The organism is Ruegeria sp. YTSA219, assembly GCF_059609985.1.
The window spans coordinates 1-16,646 of sequence record NZ_JBXWMT010000024.1 but is presented as its reverse complement, the minus strand read 5'-3'; the positions used below and the strand labels follow the sequence as shown (position 1 = coordinate 16,646).

The 16,646-nt window shown below is 55.2% G+C and carries 17 protein-coding genes and 1 pseudogene; 13 read left to right on the top strand and 5 right to left on the bottom strand.

Translation table 11 applies throughout. The annotated features are described in order from the left end of the window. The coding region (locus AC2FFB_RS19685; protein WP_496690605.1) for an SOS response-associated peptidase family protein at positions 1 to 283 on the top strand (283 nt) is incomplete at its 5' end. A 214-nt stretch (positions 284 to 497) separates the two neighbouring features. Here the strand turns inward: AC2FFB_RS19685 and AC2FFB_RS19680 are convergent. Next, a complete protein-coding gene (locus tag AC2FFB_RS19680) occupies positions 498 to 1,442 on the bottom strand; it encodes an IclR family transcriptional regulator (RefSeq protein WP_496875339.1) in 945 nt (314 codons plus the stop codon). Here AC2FFB_RS19680 and AC2FFB_RS19675 point away from each other — a divergent pair. The 11 genes and pseudogenes from AC2FFB_RS19675 (at position 1,332) to AC2FFB_RS19625 (ending at position 11,165) form a co-directional block, all read left to right on the top strand. Next, positions 1,332 to 2,687, top strand: a complete 1,356-nt coding sequence (locus AC2FFB_RS19675; protein ID WP_496875338.1) for a selenium-binding family protein — start codon at positions 1,332 to 1,334, stop codon at positions 2,685 to 2,687. The two genes, AC2FFB_RS19680 and AC2FFB_RS19675, sit on opposite strands and share 111 nt — an antisense overlap. Further along, positions 2,684 to 3,052, top strand: a complete 369-nt coding sequence (locus AC2FFB_RS19670) for a 2Fe-2S iron-sulfur cluster-binding protein (RefSeq protein ID WP_142640391.1) — start codon at positions 2,684 to 2,686, stop codon at positions 3,050 to 3,052. Before AC2FFB_RS19675 ends, AC2FFB_RS19670 begins: the two co-directional genes overlap by 4 nt. Further along, positions 3,053 to 3,517 carry a CoA-binding protein gene (locus tag AC2FFB_RS19665; protein ID WP_142640390.1) on the top strand — a complete coding sequence of 155 codons (465 nt, stop codon included), beginning with the start codon at positions 3,053 to 3,055 and terminating at the stop codon, positions 3,515 to 3,517. A 122-nt stretch (positions 3,518 to 3,639) separates the two neighbouring features. After that, on the top strand, positions 3,640 to 3,783 hold the full coding sequence (locus tag AC2FFB_RS19660) for a hypothetical protein (protein WP_496875337.1): 144 nt from the start codon (positions 3,640 to 3,642) through the stop codon (positions 3,781 to 3,783). A gap of 15 nt (positions 3,784 to 3,798) precedes the next feature. After that, positions 3,799 to 4,029, top strand: coding sequence for a rhodanese-like domain-containing protein (locus tag AC2FFB_RS19655; protein ID WP_345742134.1), 231 nt, complete (start codon positions 3,799 to 3,801; stop codon positions 4,027 to 4,029). Between the two features lie 3 nt (positions 4,030 to 4,032). Continuing rightward, positions 4,033 to 4,930 (top strand): annotated as a pseudogene (locus AC2FFB_RS19650) (MBL fold metallo-hydrolase). A 7-nt stretch (positions 4,931 to 4,937) separates the two neighbouring features. Next, complete coding sequence (locus AC2FFB_RS19645) at positions 4,938 to 5,738, top strand: enoyl-CoA hydratase (RefSeq protein WP_496875336.1); 801 nt, start codon at positions 4,938 to 4,940, stop codon at positions 5,736 to 5,738. A gap of 198 nt (positions 5,739 to 5,936) precedes the next feature. Next, positions 5,937 to 6,770 (top strand): class I SAM-dependent methyltransferase, encoded by an 834-nt coding sequence (locus AC2FFB_RS19640; RefSeq protein ID WP_496875335.1) that lies wholly within the window; start codon positions 5,937 to 5,939, stop codon positions 6,768 to 6,770. A 495-nt stretch (positions 6,771 to 7,265) separates the two neighbouring features. Further along, positions 7,266 to 9,188 (top strand): DUF3604 domain-containing protein, encoded by a 1,923-nt coding sequence (locus AC2FFB_RS19635; protein WP_496791987.1) that lies wholly within the window; start codon positions 7,266 to 7,268, stop codon positions 9,186 to 9,188. A 160-nt stretch (positions 9,189 to 9,348) separates the two neighbouring features. Then, a complete protein-coding gene (locus AC2FFB_RS19630; protein ID WP_496875334.1) occupies positions 9,349 to 10,179 on the top strand; it encodes a peptidyl-prolyl cis-trans isomerase in 831 nt (276 codons plus the stop codon). Then, positions 10,176 to 11,165, top strand: a complete 990-nt coding sequence (locus AC2FFB_RS19625; RefSeq protein ID WP_496875333.1) for a HupE/UreJ family protein — start codon at positions 10,176 to 10,178, stop codon at positions 11,163 to 11,165. The genes AC2FFB_RS19630 and AC2FFB_RS19625 overlap by 4 nt, the downstream gene beginning before the upstream one ends. Positions 11,166 to 11,187: 22 nt before the next feature. Here AC2FFB_RS19625 and AC2FFB_RS19620 read toward each other — a convergent pair whose 3' ends face one another. After that, positions 11,188 to 12,132 (bottom strand): DDE-type integrase/transposase/recombinase, encoded by a 945-nt coding sequence (locus tag AC2FFB_RS19620; RefSeq protein WP_496875340.1) that lies wholly within the window; start codon positions 12,130 to 12,132, stop codon positions 11,188 to 11,190. Between the two features lie 26 nt (positions 12,133 to 12,158). After that, positions 12,159 to 12,446 carry a transposase gene (locus tag AC2FFB_RS19615; protein WP_171127984.1) on the bottom strand — a complete coding sequence of 96 codons (288 nt, stop codon included), beginning with the start codon at positions 12,444 to 12,446 and terminating at the stop codon, positions 12,159 to 12,161. A 55-nt stretch (positions 12,447 to 12,501) separates the two neighbouring features. Here AC2FFB_RS19615 and AC2FFB_RS19610 point away from each other — a divergent pair, with 55 nt between their 5' ends. Continuing rightward, positions 12,502 to 13,503 (top strand): hypothetical protein, encoded by a 1,002-nt coding sequence (locus tag AC2FFB_RS19610; protein WP_496694677.1) that lies wholly within the window; start codon positions 12,502 to 12,504, stop codon positions 13,501 to 13,503. Positions 13,504 to 14,282: 779 nt separating this feature from the next. Here AC2FFB_RS19610 and AC2FFB_RS19605 read toward each other — a convergent pair. Together AC2FFB_RS19605 and AC2FFB_RS19600 are read right to left on the bottom strand one after the other, a co-directional pair. Further along, entirely contained in the window at positions 14,283 to 15,566 is a 1,284-nt protein-coding gene (locus AC2FFB_RS19605) for a glycerate kinase type-2 family protein (protein WP_496824931.1), read from the bottom strand. A gap of 7 nt (positions 15,567 to 15,573) precedes the next feature. Then, positions 15,574 to 16,551, bottom strand: coding sequence for an HpcH/HpaI aldolase/citrate lyase family protein (locus AC2FFB_RS19600; RefSeq protein ID WP_142640422.1), 978 nt, complete (start codon positions 16,549 to 16,551; stop codon positions 15,574 to 15,576). Between the last annotated feature and the right edge of the window lie 95 nt (positions 16,552 to 16,646).

Below are 16,646 nucleotides of genomic sequence, written 5' to 3'. Positions count from 1 at the left end.
AATATCAATATATTACACACCGTGCCAGAGCGGGCTTTTGCGTTGCGCCATCACAACTGAAAGCACCGTGGAAGCAAACGCGGCGAAGTTAACCACCTCAGCGAATGACATTGTGCGTCCGATACATCCGCAGAGAATGCGGGTCATACTCCATCCTTGTGACTATGAGGTCTGGTTGGATGGCAGCGCTGCGGAGGCCTTTGAACTGCTTAAACCCTATGCCTCAGATGAGATGGATATCGTCAAATCGGGCGCAGGAGAAATGTCTGACACTAGTCTTTGAACGGCATGGTTTTTTAGCGAGTTCCGATCAATGAATGTCCGCCTAAGATCGCGCCTTGGACATCCGACGATTTTTGTCAGATGACTGCACCGAGCCCTTTCTTCTGAATGCTGCGAGACGTTCGAACGTTCGGCGTTGCATTTTTGTTTGTGTGGAGCGGAGGTCAGTTCAGATCAGATTTAGAAGTGGCCCACATTCGAAGACCACCTAAAAGTTAGCCTGATATTTTGGCATCCTGCGCCGCGTCCCAACCCAAATATGCAGACATTTCACGCGCAATAAGGGAGATCTGGGGACCAAGTTTTTCGCGGAACGCTGGCGTAAAGACCCGTACCGATCCGGTTGCACCGATGGACATCGTGGAACCTGGCCCGCTTGGCGCAAGGGGAGCTGCCACCGAACACATGCCGCGCTCAATCTCTTCCACGCATTCTGCGAAGCCGCGATTGCGAATGGTGTCAAACTCGGCTTCCAAGTCCTGCACGTTTGTCAGGGTGAATTCGGTGTAGGCGCGCAGCCGGCCTTCCATTTCGCTGGTCAAAAACAAGTCGGGTGAGAATGCAGCAACGGCCTTAGAGCAGGAACAGGCATGCAAGGGTCGTTTCCCCAAACCAGGATGGAGATAGGAGACCCCAGTGTCAGGTGTTTCAACGTGAATAATTTCCACGGATTTTCCGCGCAGACGGGACAGGAAAAATGCGGTGCCATATTGTTTAGCGGCTTGCTTTAGCGCAGGCGCAATCACCTCTAGCAGTGCGCGGTCAGAGTGGTCACTTTTCGTGATCCGCTTCAGGCGGGAGCCGATTGTGAATGTACCACGGGCAACAGGTTCCAGTAGACCCACACCGACGAGGTCCTGCACCAACCGGTAGGCAGACGGCTTAGGCAGGTCAGAATGAGCGCAAATCTCGGCCACTGTAGTCTCGCCCTTTTGTCCAACAACTTCGAGGATGAATGTCAGGCGTTCCAGATGCATATTTTTACCTTGCGAGAATCTTTTTATCGATTTACGAGAATCTTCAAATGATCGCAAGGGAGGAATGTGAAGATGGACGGAGCATGTTGTGGCCCGGGGTATGCAAGCCCTGCCGAGGCGATCAAAGCGCCGCGTGAAAAACTCTTGTACACAATTGCCATCTACACCGGCACCGGCATTCAAAAGCCGGACTACCTAGCCACCGTGGACGCCGACCCGGAAAGCCCGACCTATTCACAAGTCATCCATCGCTTAGAGATGCCCGGCATCGGGGATGAATTGCATCACATGGGCTGGAATGCCTGTTCTTCCTGCCACGACGACGCGGGCATGAGCCGTAAATACCTGCTGGTGCCAGGCGTGCGGTCCAACAATATCCATGTGATCGACACCGCGACGGACCCGTTTGCTCCGCGCCTTCATAAGGTGATTGACGGGGCCGAGATCAAGTCAAAAACCAATCTGAGCGGCCCACACACCGTGCATTGTTTGGGCTCTGAGATCATCATTTCCTTCTTAGGTGACGCACAGGGCGAAGCGCCCGGTGGTTATCTGCACCTCAACAAAGAATTCGAGATCGTTGGTCGTTGGGAAAACTCAATGGGCGATATCCCGTTTGGTTATGACTTCTGGTACCAGCCGCGCCATAACGTGATGGTCAGTTCCGAATGGGCCGCACCCAACACATTCATGCCAGGGTTTGATTTGGAAGAAGTGGGCCACCTGAAATACGGTCGCCGCCTGCACATCTGGGATTTTGAGAAAAAGGTGCCGGTCGAGACGATGTATCTCGGCGAAGACGGCCTGATCCCGCTGGAGGTAAAGTTTCTGCATGATCCTGACAGTACACATGGGTTCTGCGGTGCCGCGCTTAGCGCCAATGTCATCCATTTCTGGAAGTCCGAAGCTGGGAAATGGGAATGGGAAAAGATCATTGATGTGGAGAATGAACCGCATCCCGAATGGCCTATTCCCGTGCCCGGTGTGATGTCGGCCATCCTTGTATCGATGGACGACAAATACCTTTACCTCAATAACTGGTTGCACGGCGATATGCGCCAGTACGACATCTCTGACCCGCATAATCCTGTTTTGACCGGGCAGGTTTGGATGGGCGGGCTTTTGGGCAAAGCGCCCGAGGTCAATGGCGTCAAAGTGGCAGGCGGGCCGCAAATGTATCAGCTCTCGCTTGATGGCAAACGGCTTTATGTCACGACCTCGCTGTTCTCGACCTGGGACAACCAGTTCTATCCGGAAATTCGCACCCGGGGCGGTGTCATGCTGATGATCGACTGTGATGTCGAAAATGGCGGTATGAAAATCAACGAAGATTTCGTTGTTGATTTTGGCAAAGAGCCAAACGGACCAAGCCGCTGCCATGAAACCCGCTATCCCGGTGGCGATTGTACAAGCGACATCTGGCTGTGAGCGAAACCCGCACAATCACAATCGCCAACCGCGATGATGCGACCTATCAGGTCGACGCCCGCCGTCCGTTGCTGGACGCTTTACGCGAACAGGGAGTCGATCTGCCCTATGGCTGCAAATACGGCGGCTGCATCACCTGTGCGGCCAAACTGACAGCTGGCGAAGTGGATCAGCGCAGGCAAGTGGCGTTGAACAATCGCCAGATCAACAATGGCTATGTTCTGCTGTGTGTGGCCCGCGCGGTGAGCGATTGCATATTGGAAATCGGCGTCGAAAGCCACGACAAACTTTATCGCAACCCCTTCCTTGATCCGCTGGAGCCGCATGAGCTGAAGGCGGATATCGCGACCCCTAAGGAGGCTTAAATGCCCGAAGCTGACATCGATCACCTGTATGATTACGCGCCCGAATATCTGGCGGACATCCTGCGTTCGGTCAAAACCATTGCGATGGTGGGGGCCAGTGGCGACAAGACCAAGTTCAGCTATGGCGTGCTGCGTGTGCTGCACGAAACGGGCTATGACATGATCCCTGTCAATCCAAACCCAAAGCTGATCGAAATTCGCGGCATACCTGTCGTTCATTCGCTGGAAGAGATCGACCGGCCCGTGGATATGGTCGAGGTCTTCCGCCCGAAAGAGGAACTTTACGCGATCACCGAGAAAGCCATTGCAATCGGCGCCAAGGTGCTTTGGGGCCAAATCGGCGTTTATGATGACCGCGCGGCCGCGCTTGCCGAAGAAGCGGGGCTGAAGGTGGTGATGAACCGCTGCCCCAAGATCGAGCTGTTCCGCCCGTTCTGGAAGCCCCGTCTTGATCTCGCAATTTGACTGAGAGCGGCACAGAAACTCATGTGGCCTCTGCCTGCGCATACGGCTGTAGCGGTGCCATAAATTGGCCGCTCGACGCACTATTGGACTGGCTCAAAACCAATCGAAAAAGGAAACCAAACATGGCTCAGACGATCACCAAAAGCGCGAAAGACATCGTAAAGGTGGCCACGAAAGCGGTGCCTGCGATCAGTGCCGAAGAGGCATTGGCCTTGGTAGGCTCGCTCGATCACGTTTCTGTCGATCAGCGCGATGGTACGGAATAGGCCAAAACCGGCGTCATTGAGGGTGCTGTCGCATCGTCGCGCGGCATGATGGAATTCCACATCGACCCGGAAAGTCCTGCGCACAAGCCGGAGTTCAGTCAAGATAAGACTTACGTGTTCTATTGCGCATCGGGTGGGCGTTCTGCCATGGCGGCGGTGGTGGCCATGGATATGGGACTGTCGCCCGTTGTGAACCTGACCGGAGGCGTTGGCGCCTGGAAAAAGGCCGGGGGCGCGCTGGAATAAATCATGGAACCTTCAACAAATTTCCCAAATCTCAATATGGCAGCAAAGCCTAGTGTCGAAGGGTTCTTTGATCCTGCCTGCAACACGATTTCTTATGTCGTGAAAGACCCCGCATCTAACGCCTGTGCAATAATCGACAGCGTTCTGGATATGGATTACGCCGCCGGGCGGATCACTTACGACAGTGCCGATCGCTTTGATCGACGCCATCCAGTCACAAGGCTTGTCGGTGGAGTGGATCATTGAAACCCATGTCCATGCCGATCACCTGTCTGCTGCACCCTAAATTCAGGATAGGCTGGGTGGCAAAATTGGCGTTGGTGCAGGCATCATCGAAATTCAGGACACCTTCGGCAAAATCTTCAACGAAGGCACGGAATTTCAACGCGACGGGTCGCAGTTTGATGCTTTGTTCGAGGATGGTGACACCTACACCATTGGCGAAATGACGGCCTTTGTGATTGCCACGCCGGGCCACACACCAGCCTGCATGGTGCATGTGATTGGCGACGCCGCCTTTGCCGGTGACACGCTCTTTATGCCTGACGGCGGCTCAGCCCGCGCAGACTTTCCGGGTGGTGATGCAGGGCAGCTTTACGATTCTATCCAAACCGTGCTGAGCCTGCCGGGCGAGATGCGCCTGTTCATCTGCCACGACTATGGCCCCGGTGGGCGCGCCATCGCGTGGGAGACCACAATTGGCCAGCAACGTGCCGACAACATCCATGTGGGTGCTGGCAAATCGCGCGAAGATTTCATCAAGTTCCGGACGGAGCGTGACGCGCAGCTGGCGATGCCCAAACTGATCATACCGTCCCTGCAAGTGAATATGCGGGCCGGCGAAATCCCGTGCGACGAAAGCGGCGCACCTATGCTGAAAGTTCCACTCAATGGCCTATGAGGGCGAAATGCAAAACGATGATTTGATCCTGCGGGCTGACATCGATGGCGTTACCGTTCTGACTCTGAACGCGCCCAAGTCGATTAATGCGTTGTCAGAGGCGATGCTACGCGCTCTGTCTGACACATTTGACGAAATCGCAGAAGATCGCAGTGTCAAAGCAGTGATCTTGCGTACCGGCGGCAATCACTTTTGCGCGGGTCATAACCTCAAAGAAGTGTCGGCGCGCCGGGCGGATGCCGACGGTGGGTTTCAGTATTTCCAAGACCTGTTTGCGACGTGTTCGGCGATGATGCTTCGGGTGGTGCGCTTGCCGCAACCTGTAATCGCCGAGGTCAAAGGGATTGCCACAGCGGCGGGGTGTCAGCTTGTTGCGTCCTGTGATCTGGCGGTGGCCGCCGACAACGCAACTTTCGCAACATCGGGCGTGAATATCGGGCTATTTTGCTCAACCCCGATGGTCGCGCTTTCGCGCAATGTGCCGCGCAAGCTGGCGATGGAAATGTTGCTTTTGGGGGAATTCTTGCCCGCAGCCCGCGTCGCCGAAATGGGGTTGGTCAACCGCGTGGTGCCCTTGGCGGAACTGGAAGCGGCATCCACAGAAATGGCTTGGATCATTGCCGACAAATCGCCGTCCGCCGTCAAGATCGGCAAGCGTGCCTATTACGAACAGCTCGAAATGCCGCTGGAAGAGGCCTACGCCTTTGCCGGTCGCACGATGGCGGAAAACATGATGGCCAAAGATGCCGAGGCCGGTATCGGGGCCTTCACCCGCAAAGAACCGATGCCTGAATGGACCGGGGAATGATCTACGAGGGCCCGGAACTTGCCCGTAATGCAGCGAACCACACCGCCCTGTCACCGGTTTCGATCCTCAAACGCGTCGAGCGCGTGCACCCAAAGCAACCTACCCGCAAATGACGGCGAATGCCCATTTCACTTGGCGAACTTGACAATTTGCCCCTTTCGGCGGTCCTCCAAAACGTGGCGACTGAGGAGATGTTGGATGCCTGACAATCAGGAACAGGACACATTTGCCGCCCTCGAAAGGCGCGAATGGGCCAAGTGCGATGTGGCACAGTCCTATGCCGAGGTGTTTGCCAAGGCGGCGGACATGGTTGTCCCACACCTGGTCGCTGCGGTTTGTGCTGGACCGGACACTCGTGTGCTCGATTTGTGCTGCGGACATGGCAATGTATCCGCAGGCCTTTTCAACACAGGTGCTCGCGTAACGGGCCTTGATTTCTCACCCGCCATGCTTGAGATGGCGCGGCTGGCGGTGCCACAGGCTCAGTTCGTTGAAGGCGATGCGTTGGCCTTGAGCTTTGAAGACAATACGTTTGACGCTGTAACAATTGGCTTTGGAATGCCGCATATGCCGGACCCCCCGAAAGTGTTGGCAGAAGTTCGCCGTGTTTTGCGCGACGGCGGTCGGCTGGCGTATTCGGTGTGGTGCGGGCCCGAATTTGACACTGCGCTGGGTTATGTTTTTGGCGCCATTGAGGAACACGGGTCGCCAGAGATTGCCTTGCCACCGGGTCCCGGGGCAAATGATTATGCCGATCCGACTATCGCCTTTCCCGTACTCGCCAAGGCCGGTTTTTCAGATTGCCATCAAACCATCGTCGCGTCGAAATGGCAGGTTAGTGATCCGGGCGCACAGTTCGTTTTCTTTCTTGAAGAAACGGCCCGAGGTGGCGCCCTTTTGCGCCCTCAACCTACAACGAATTTGGCCGCAATCCGAGTGGCGGCTGTGGCCAAAGTTCTGGCAAAGCACGGTGTGGGTCCTGAATGGGACGTGCCAATTCCGTCTGTCGTGACCTCGGCGGTCGTTGCCTAGCCGACCGGAACGATGTGCTGAAATGGGCGTCGTCGCCATTCATCCAAGTGTCCGGATTGTCCCGCGTTTTGTCTGTTCACACGCGTGCCGCAAAAGTCGTTTCGTACCAGAGCGGCCCTCGGTGCAAGTCGCGGCATAGGTTTAAGGAGAGCCCAAAATGATCCAGACCGCGATAGCCAAGAATGTCATCTAAGCGCAGCTATGCCGACTTTGCTAAAGTGCATACATGGCTCACGATGGACATTCGCCAATTCAAACCGCAATTTCTCCAAAGCTTCCGTTCTCAATGTTGAGCCCAACAATCGAGGCTATGACTTATCGAGTCATTTTCAGACCAACTTCGGCAGCCACACTCCTACTTGCATCATCGTGACAAAGCCGAGAGCTGAGTATTCCCACAAATGGAAAATTGATGTTATATAGAGAAATAGGAATATTAATTCTTGAGATGTAAGTCACCGGCACCACCGGGCGATCTTGAGTTGGGAGGTCAATATGCTTCGAGCTTTTGTTTATTCTATCTCACTGGGGCTGGCATCATCGACGGTCTTTGCCGACGCTGTTCCTAGCGAAGAAGCGGCGGAAGGCTTGTTCTCAAAGCAGCCGTATTCTCCATATGCGAACCGGACTTTCCCTGAGCGCCCGCTGTGGGGAGACTCGCATCTTCACACCGGACTTTCGCTGGATGCAGGTGCTTTCGGGAACACACTGTTACCTGATGAAGCTTGGCGCTTTGCAAAAGGTGAGCAGGTCATTTCATCCACGGGTCAACCAGTAAGACTGGCCCGGCCTCTCGACTGGATGGTTCTCACGGATCACACTGACCTGATGGGATTTGCCCCGGACCTTCAGGCTGGTAAGCCGGGCGTTCTTGCGGATCCAAAAGGATTGGAATGGTACGAAGGTTACAAGGCAGGTGGCGAAGAGGCCGGCAAAGCGGCGTTCGACATCATCACCAACTTTTCGCAAATGACCCTGCCAGAAGTTCTTCTGGAATCTTACAGCCCGGGTGCTGACGCTTTTGCTTTTACTTGGGAGCAAATCGTTCTGGCTGCGGAAGAACATAACGACCCCGGCAATTTCACGGCGTTCATCGGATTCGAATGGACCTCTGTACCCAAGGGTTTCAATCTGCATCGAAACGTCATGCTGCGTGATGGGCCGATCAGGGCGCTTCAGATGGTGCCGCCGGTCACGCAACCACCCTTTGGTGATACCGACCCAAAGGCGCTATATGCATGGCTGGAAGACTATCAAGAAAAAACGGGCGGTCGGGCGGTAGCTTTCGCCCATAACGGCAACCTTTCGAACGGGTGGATGTTCCCGACAGAAGACACCTATCACGGTGGCAAGGTCGACGAGGAATATGTGGCCGCCCGCGCCAAATGGGAACCCCACTACGAAGTCACTCAGATCAAGGGCGACGGTGAAGCGCACCCCTTCCTGAGTCCGGATGATGAATTCGCGGATTACGAAAACTGGGACGTCGGCAACCTCGACATAACCGAGCTGAAAACCGATGACATGCTGGCTGGAGAATACGCCCGAGAAGCTTTGAAGCGCGGTTTGTTGTTAGAAGAAAAGTTCGGCGTTAACCCATATAAGTTTGGCATGGGCGGAGCAACGGACAGCCATACGTCTCTGGCAACTGCCGAAGAAGACAACTTCTTTGGAAAATCCGTCAGCGTTGAACCATCGGCCACGAGAATAAAGCATCCTTTCATCGCCAATGACCTTGGCGAAATTCCTGGCGACCTTCTTGTCGCATCGGGATACACGGCAGTTTGGGCGACCGATAATACTCGCGCTGCAATCTTCGATGCGTTCAAGCGACGCGAAACCTATGCAACCACCGGACCTCGGATCGGCCTGCGGTTCTTTGGCGGTTGGGGTTTCAGTGACGCGGATGTTGAAACACGCTTCCTTGCAGATGTGGGCTACACCAAAGGTGTTCCGATGGGCTCGGATCTGCGACCTCGCGAGGGTGAAGGTGCGCCCGCATTCCTGATCGCTGCACTACGCGACCCGGTTGGTGCCAATCTGGATCGCGTGCAGGTGGTAAAGGGTTGGCTGGATTCTGAAGGGGCCTTGCAGGAAAAGGTTTACGATGTGGCGTGGTCGGACAACCGTGTTGCTGACCAAAACGGCAAGATCCCTGCGGTTGGAAACACAGTAGATGTTGAAACCGCCAGTTGGACCAACACGATTGGAACTGCCGAACTTGTAACCGTTTGGTCTGATCCTGAATTCGATCCAAACGCACGCGCATTTTATTACCTACGCGCGATCGAAATTCCAACACCGCGTTGGATTCTTTACGATAAGCTGAGATTTGGCGCCGAATTGCCCGAAGACGCGGTGCTCACACATCAGGAACGCGCTTACTCTTCCCCGATTTGGTATACACCGGCAGAGTAACACTGCCGACCACGGCGTTGGCAACCGAGGTAGAAGCCTTTACCTCGGCCCATTCACCAGACGATTGATTTGTGCGTCGCGTTGATTTTCTTGCAATGCTCAATCGACTGATGTCAGCATCGATATGTAAAACCGGAGCGCGTTTCATGCAGGAGCTTTCATGCGAATATTGAAAGAACCCCTGTTCCATTTCTTCCTGATTGGAGCAGCTATTTTCATTTGGTTCCAAATGGTTGCGCCGGAAAACGAGACTGTCGAAGATTTTGGGACAATAACAATCGACGAAAACGATATCGCGCTTTTGTCTGATCAGTTTGAAGCACGGTGGAAACGGCGCCCAAGCGGTGCCGAGCTGCAAGCTTTGACCGATGCAACAATTCGCGAAGAGGTACTGGTCAGAGAAGCAAGAAAGCTTGGCCTTGATCGCGGAGACTCTGTGATCCGGTCTCGTCTCAGTCAAAAAATGGATTTCCTGACCGAAGCGATCGCCACGTCTGTTGTTCCGGAAGACGAAGATTTAGAGGCCTTTTTGCAAAACAACTCGGAGCGCTATGCGACGCCCAGCAAGCTGGCCTTCATTCAGGTCTTTATTGGTGAGGAGCCAAACAAAGCTGAAGTCGAGGGGGTATTGGCCGCCCTGCGCGCGGGAGATGAGGTTTCCGACCTGGGCGCCTCGACACTGCTGCCCGCATCTATGCCCTTGACTGCGACCAGAGTGATAGACTCGGTCTTTGGATCTGGCTTTTCCAAGGGTCTTACAACATTGGATAAAGGTCAGTGGGCTGGCCCGATCCAGTCGGGTTACGGAGTCCATCTGGTTCAGGTGCAAGACATCGAACCTAGCCAAATACCCCCATTGTCAGAAATTCACGATGCCGTGCTGCGGGATTGGCGTCGCGTGATGAGCGAAGATCTGGCGCAGGCGCAATATGAGATTCTTGCTGCCAACTATGAGATCATAGTGCCCGCTCTCTCAGGTCAAACCAAATGAAAGCTGTATTTGGCCTACTGTTTGCCTTGCTGATTGCGTGGGTTGCAGGAAATGCCTCGGCGCATGCGCTTGATCCGGGGTACTTGGAAATTCGCCAAATCACATCGGACACCTGGAGCGTTCATTGGCGAAAACCCGATGTGAATGGTCAACCCATGGCGATTGATGTCATGGCGCCGGATGGTTGCACCCCGGCGCGCGGCCCTACCCCAATTTCCGATGGCAGAACATGGGTTTCTTCCTGGGTTATCGAGTGCCGCGGGGATATTGCGGGCCAACCCATCCAGATAGAAGGTCTGGAGGTTCAAAAGAACGACGTATTGGTCCGAGTGCAGCCCCTGCAGGCTGAGCCCACGACGCTTCGGTTCACACCAGAGACAGCCGTTCAGAACATACCTTCTGAACAGACCACATGGTCTGTTTTCACCGCGTATTTCCAGTTGGGTTTTGAACACATACTGGAAGGTTGGGATCATCTGCTGTTTGTCTTCGCGTTGTTTGTTCTGGTCCGCGATCCGTGGAGACTGGTGGGAGCAGTCACAGCATTCACACTGGCGCATTCAATAACACTGGCATTGGCAACGCTTGGTTTTCTGAATGTCCCTGGTCCGCCGGTCGAGGCCATCATTGCGCTTTCTATTGTTTTTCTGGCGATGGAAATTGTTAAGGTTGGAGACGGGCGTTTCCGACTTTCAAAGCAGAAGCCCCGGGTCGTTTGTTTCGGGTTTGGGCTTTTGCATGGCCTTGGTTTTGCAGGCGCTTTGGCCGATATCGGACTACCCTCAAACGATATTCCTGCAGCCTTGCTTGCCTTCAACCTGGGCGTCGAGGCCGGCCAGTTGAGTTTTGTCGGGGCCTTGGCACTTCTTGTCGCGATCTGGCGATTGATGGCACGTCCAGTTAGCCAAAGGGCGACTGTGATTACAGCCTATGGCATCGGGTCGGTATCGATGTACTGGCTCATAGAACGCATAAGTGGGTTCTGAAGCGCTTTGCCTTGGTGTTGGTTCAGGTGGTAGAACGGCTCAAAGGATAACTCGATTGCAAAGCGCGCAATTCGACCGGGTGCAGGTGCAACCGCGCAGAATGCGCCTGCGCACAAAAGCCCACTTCGTCGTATGCCCAACGTTTGTTGTCTAGCCCCCATGTTCTGGGCCATTTCGGACTAGAGTTTCGGGGACTGGTGGGCGCATGTTGAGGGCCTGATGGGGTCGGGTGTGGTTGTATTGCCTGAGCCAGCAATTGATCACGATCTGTGCCTGCTTGGTCGTTGTGAACCATTCGGAATTGAGAACCTCGCGGCGGAGCGTTCCATTGAACCTCTCGTTGTATCCGTTTTCCCAGGGAGAGCCCCGGGTAGATCCGGATCGGGTTCACACCGACCTTCTCGAGCCAACTCTGGGTTGCTCGTGAAGAGAACTCTGGGCCGTTATCGCTTCGAACGAAATCAGGCTTTCCGTGGCGCAGGAACAGCCCGTAGAGAACCTCCAGCACATCTTCAGAACCCATGCGGGTCCGAACTTCCACTGCAAGCGCCTGGCGGGTGTATTCATCCAGAACCGTGAGCATCTTGTAGCTCCGCCCATTGCTCAGCTTGTCGTGAACGAAATCGACGCTCCAGACATGGTTGGGATGCGTCGGTCGGAGCCGAATGATCGAACTGTCCTTGTGGTACAGGCGACGCTTCTTCTTGTGCCGCTGCGGGAGTTGCAGACCTTCCTCCCGCCACAGCCGTTCTACCTTCTTGTGATTGACACGCCAGCCCTCAACCCGAAGCAGCTGCGCCACCTTACGGTAGCCATACCGGCCATAGCTCTTGGCCAGACGGATCATGGCCAGTCGAAGAGCATCATCGTTCTTCTCTACGGCCTGGTATTGCATGGAGCTGCGTGCAAGGCCGACCACCTTGCAGGTGCGACGCTCTGATGTGCCAAGCTTCTGGCGAGCATGAATGACGGCCTGACGAAGTTGGCTCGTCGTCAGGCCCTCGGTTTTAGGTAGTTCAGACTTTCTTTGAGGATCAGCTTGTCCAGTTCCAGTTCGGCCACGATCTTCTTCAGCCGGGCATTTTCTTTCTCCAGGCTGCGCAACTCCGACAGTTGCGACTTGCCCATGCCACCGAACCGACGCCGCCAATTGTAGTAGGTCGCATCGCTGACACCAACACCACGACAGGCTGTCCGAACATCGTCGCCATCTGCCAGCTTCAGTTCAATCTCACGCAGCAGCTTCAGAATGTCTTCGTCCGAGTATCGCTTCCGAGCCATCTCTTGTTCCCCCTTCTCGGCCAAAGTAGTGGCCCAATTCTAGGGGGCAAAGACAATGCAGGGCAGCGTGTGGCGGGAAGACGGTTTGCTTTACGTTCGCGCAAGTCTGATCCGCGCCGCTGATGCACAGGTTTTGTGGAGTGAGCGTTTCATAGAAGGTACCCAAGGCCTCAGCATCACCGGCATTCAGGAAAAAATTGCGTCACAATTCGCATCTCGCATCGGGCAACAGCACGGCTATGTGCTACGCGACGTGCGCGGAACGCGGCTCGATAATCCGAACGATCACAGTTTGCGGGGCTTTTCCTGTGTGGCGAGTGCGCAGATTTACCGGCGCACCTACCACCGCGATGAGTATCCGGCAGTACGGGAATGTCTGGAAGCGACTGTTCTCGAAGACCCTGACTATGCCCGCGCCTGGGCCATGCTTGCATATGTTCGCAACGATGCAGCCCGTTTCGGACATGAGACCGACCTGTCGAGAGAGGCGGCATTTGATCTGGCGCGCGACGCCGCGACTCGCGCGCTCGATCTGGACCCGCAAGATACCGACGCACTCCAGGCGATGTCGCATGTTGAGCAATACGCTGGCGATATGGAGCGTTCGATAGACTATGTGCGAAAAGCGGTAGAGGTGAACCCGAACGATCCGGCAGCGGTCGCCAACCTTGCCATCCGATACGCGATCGCCGGCCGTTTTTCAGAGGCAGCACCAACCATGCGCCGGGCCATCGATGCGTCGGTCGCGCCGCCGCCATTTTACTATCACGTGCTAACCGCTGACAGTTTGCTCAAAAAGGACTGGCCAGAAATGCTCGCAAACGCAGACAGGGCTGCCATCGATGGGTGGTCGTTCGGTCAGGCGATGCTTGCCATCGCGCACAACCAGCTTGCTAACACCGAGGCCTCTAAAGCAGCTTTTGATGCAATGGCTGAACTCGACCCGCTGCTTGCCAACGACCCGAGGTCTTGGCTCCAAGGGCACAACATGCACCCAACTGTGGTCGACGCCGTTTATGAGGGTCTTGCCGAAACACGCGCAGCGTTGTCGAAGTGAAAAGCAGGGCGGTTGACCATTGTTTTCGATATCCAATTTCGACAGAATTGCGAAGTGGACAACTTCCCTCGCGATTTACTCGTCTTGAGAACGGAAAATTATTGCAATCAGTTGCTGGCAAATAGCATTTTATAGAACGATTTCGGCAGTCGACCTCGTCCGCAACTCGGTCATAGGCCTTTCCGACATCGTTGCGGCCACGACCAACGGCCGCATGTTAGGTTGCGATGCAGCGCGTGTCTAATGCGCTCGTTTTGCTGAATGAGCGAAGGTCGCGATTTCAATTCGACTGCTTTGGGCTCAATGCGGTCATACAAGTGTATTGAGAGGAACGTCTTCTTTCAAAAAGAAAACGCTTTCATCACGCATTTTAACTGCGTTCGACAACGGCGTTTGCGTCCTCCCGCAACCAAATACAACAGAACCGCCCGTCGGATCTACAAACAGCCCACCGGACTGTTTGCTGCACGATCTCACCTCGTCAGGACCATGTCCTGAAGGCCAAAGGTTCAAACCCTACTCCAAAAATCAGCTTTAGAACGAAAATTACAAATGCTTACACGCCGATCAACGCCAAACATTCCGCAAAAAATAATGCCTATATCCCTCCGTCAGAGCCTAAAACATCGCCTGTGACATTGGAACAAACGCCTCTTTTATGGCTTTGAAATCAGACTATCGCATGAATCGGACCTTTCTCGACGGATTCAGGCATTACTCTCCAATTCGACATCTCTGACGCTATATCAACCTTGATGCCCGCCAAGCTTAGCGCGCGCTCAAGCATCAGGCCCAAGCAGCAATACTTGGATATCTGCAACATTGGTTCCGGTCGCACCAGTCATCAGAAGATCACCCGATAGCCCCAATGCCCGGTGACTGTCGTTGTTTGCCAACAGCGTGGACGGATTTTGCCCCGCATCGCGGATACGGTCGAATGTTCCCACATCCACAATCGCACCCGCTGCGGGGGTCGGACCATCACGGCCATCTGTTCCACCGCTGAGGAAAATCCAGTTGCCGGGAATAGCTTCCCATTGCGCCAGTTGGGCGACGCGCAGCGCTAGTTCCTGATTGCGCCCACCAAGACCCGCACCCTGCAGCCGGACGGTTGTCTCCCCTCCGAAAAGCAGAGCGACCGGGCGGTCGGAAGCCACAGAACGGGCCGCTTGCAGAATCTGACGTGCAGCGTCGGACACGTCTCCTGTCAGTGCTTTGGAGGCAATTTCAGCCCGACAAAACTGCGCCGCACAGCGATGCGCAGCCTCAAGGCTTATCGTGTTCGACCCGATCAGATGATTTGTCGCTTCAACTGCTATCGTCTGTTCAGGAACGCTGTGTTCTAGATGGTCCCGCACGGATTGGGGCAGACGCTTCCAGATGCCAGCCCCAATGCAGATCCTGCGGGCATCGGCTTGGGTTCCGATGGGTGGAGAAGTGGGGCCGCTGGCAACGGCACGCAGGTCATCTCCGATCACATCCGACAGAATATAGGCTGTGACCGGTGCAGGTGAACCGTGTCGCAGAAACCCTCCGCCCTTGAGCTGGCTCAGATGCTGGCGCACCAGGTTCATGTGCACGATGTCCAATCCGGAAGACAACAAGAGCTCGTTGACCACAATCTTATCCGATAGGGACAATCCGTCCACAGGTGCCGGAATCAGGGCCGATCCCCCGCCAGAGATCAGCGCTATGATCTGATCTTGCTCGCGTGCTGCGCTGAGCAGATCAATGATCTGCCGACCGGCTTTGAGGCCCCGTTCGTCCGGAACGGGGTGTGCACTGTTCAACACAGTTGCACCGGGTACGACCGCTTGGTTTTCGGAATGGGTCACGGCCAGAGCGACATGATCACCCTGAACGTTTTGCAAGGCTTCCGCCATCATGGCTGGGGCCGCTTTGCCAATCGCGATCAGGATGCTGCGCCCACCCTGTTTGGGCGCAGGCAATGGGGCTGATTGCAGCCGTCTGCTCAGGGATACCGCCGGATCTGCCGCAGCTATGGCTTCGGCAAATATGTTGGCGGCACAATCGCGTTGAGACATGGACGATTGTAAAGTCATGAGGCGATCATGCTGCTGCGATTTGACGGGCCTTTTCAACCATAACTTCAGCTTGACGGATCGAAGCATAGTCGATCAGGCGGCCATCCAACGAAACCGCTCCCTTTCCCGCTGCTTCGGCTTCGGCCATTGCTTCGAGAATGCGTTGTGCCTTGGTGACTTCGGCGTCGCCCGGCGACATAACATCGTTTGCCAGTGAAATCTGGCTGGGATGGATGGCCCATTTGCCCTCGCAGCCTAATACTGCCGCGCGCTTTGCGGCGGCTTTGTAGCCGTCCGGGTCTTGGAAGTCTCCAAAAGGGCCGTCGATCGGGCGCAAACCATTGGCGCGGGCAGCCACAACCATGCGGGCAAGCGCATAGTGCCACATATCTCCCCAATGGGTCAGGCGTCCTCCGTCCGTATCGGCGTCAGTCAGAACGGAATAATCCGGGTTAACACCGCCGATAATAGTCGTCCGCGCGCGGGTCGAGGCGGCATAGTCGGCTACGCCGAAATGCAGGCTTTCGTTACGCTTCGACGCCGCCGCGATCTCACTGACGTTCTGCATCCCTAACGCAGTTTCGATGATATGCTCGAATCCGATGCGTTTTTTGTACCCCTTTGCATCCTCGATTTGCGTGACCATCATGTCGACGGCATAGACATCTGCCGCGGTGCCGACTTTGGGGATCATGATCAGATCAAGTCGCTCGCCAGCCTGTTCAACCACATCCACCACGTCGCGGTACATGTAATGCGTGTCGAGCCCGTTGATACGTACCGACATGGTCTTGCTGCCCCAGTCGATGTCGTTCAGAGCCTCAATGATGTTTTTGCGGGCCTGTTCTTTCTCGTCCGGCGCGACGGCGTCCTCCAGATCAAGGAAGATGACATCCACGTCCGATTGTGCGGCCTTTTCGAACATTCCGGGTTGGCTGCCAGGCACGGCGAGTTCGCTACGGTTTAGGCGGGCAGGAGCCTGTTCGATGGAATGAAAGCTCATGGGTTGGTGTCCTTCAGTTTACAAGTTTGGATAGATAGGGAATCTGGCGCAGAGGTTTGCGACTTCGGTTTTGACTTTGGCCTCGACCTCACCGT

Excerpts from the sequence above, each read along its gene's own strand:
- AC2FFB_RS19675 (WP_496875338.1), top strand. The coding sequence starts at position 1,332 with ATGGACGGAGCATGTTGTGGCCCGGGGTATGCAAGCCCTGCCGAGGCG.
- AC2FFB_RS19665 (WP_142640390.1), top strand. The coding sequence starts at position 3,053 with ATGCCCGAAGCTGACATCGATCACCTGTATGATTACGCGCCCGAATAT.
- AC2FFB_RS19660 (WP_496875337.1), top strand. The coding sequence starts at position 3,640 with ATGGCTCAGACGATCACCAAAAGCGCGAAAGACATCGTAAAGGTGGCC.
- AC2FFB_RS19645 (WP_496875336.1), top strand. The coding sequence starts at position 4,938 with ATGCAAAACGATGATTTGATCCTGCGGGCTGACATCGATGGCGTTACC.
- AC2FFB_RS19640 (WP_496875335.1), top strand. The coding sequence starts at position 5,937 with ATGCCTGACAATCAGGAACAGGACACATTTGCCGCCCTCGAAAGGCGC.
- AC2FFB_RS19635 (WP_496791987.1), top strand. The coding sequence starts at position 7,266 with ATGCTTCGAGCTTTTGTTTATTCTATCTCACTGGGGCTGGCATCATCG.
- AC2FFB_RS19630 (WP_496875334.1), top strand. The coding sequence starts at position 9,349 with ATGCGAATATTGAAAGAACCCCTGTTCCATTTCTTCCTGATTGGAGCA.
- AC2FFB_RS19625 (WP_496875333.1), top strand. The coding sequence starts at position 10,176 with ATGAAAGCTGTATTTGGCCTACTGTTTGCCTTGCTGATTGCGTGGGTT.
- AC2FFB_RS19615 (WP_171127984.1), bottom strand. The coding sequence starts at position 12,446 with ATGGCTCGGAAGCGATACTCGGACGAAGACATTCTGAAGCTGCTGCGT.
- AC2FFB_RS19610 (WP_496694677.1), top strand. The coding sequence starts at position 12,502 with ATGCAGGGCAGCGTGTGGCGGGAAGACGGTTTGCTTTACGTTCGCGCA.
- AC2FFB_RS19605 (WP_496824931.1), bottom strand. The coding sequence starts at position 15,566 with ATGACTTTACAATCGTCCATGTCTCAACGCGATTGTGCCGCCAACATA.
- AC2FFB_RS19600 (WP_142640422.1), bottom strand. The coding sequence starts at position 16,551 with ATGAGCTTTCATTCCATCGAACAGGCTCCTGCCCGCCTAAACCGTAGC.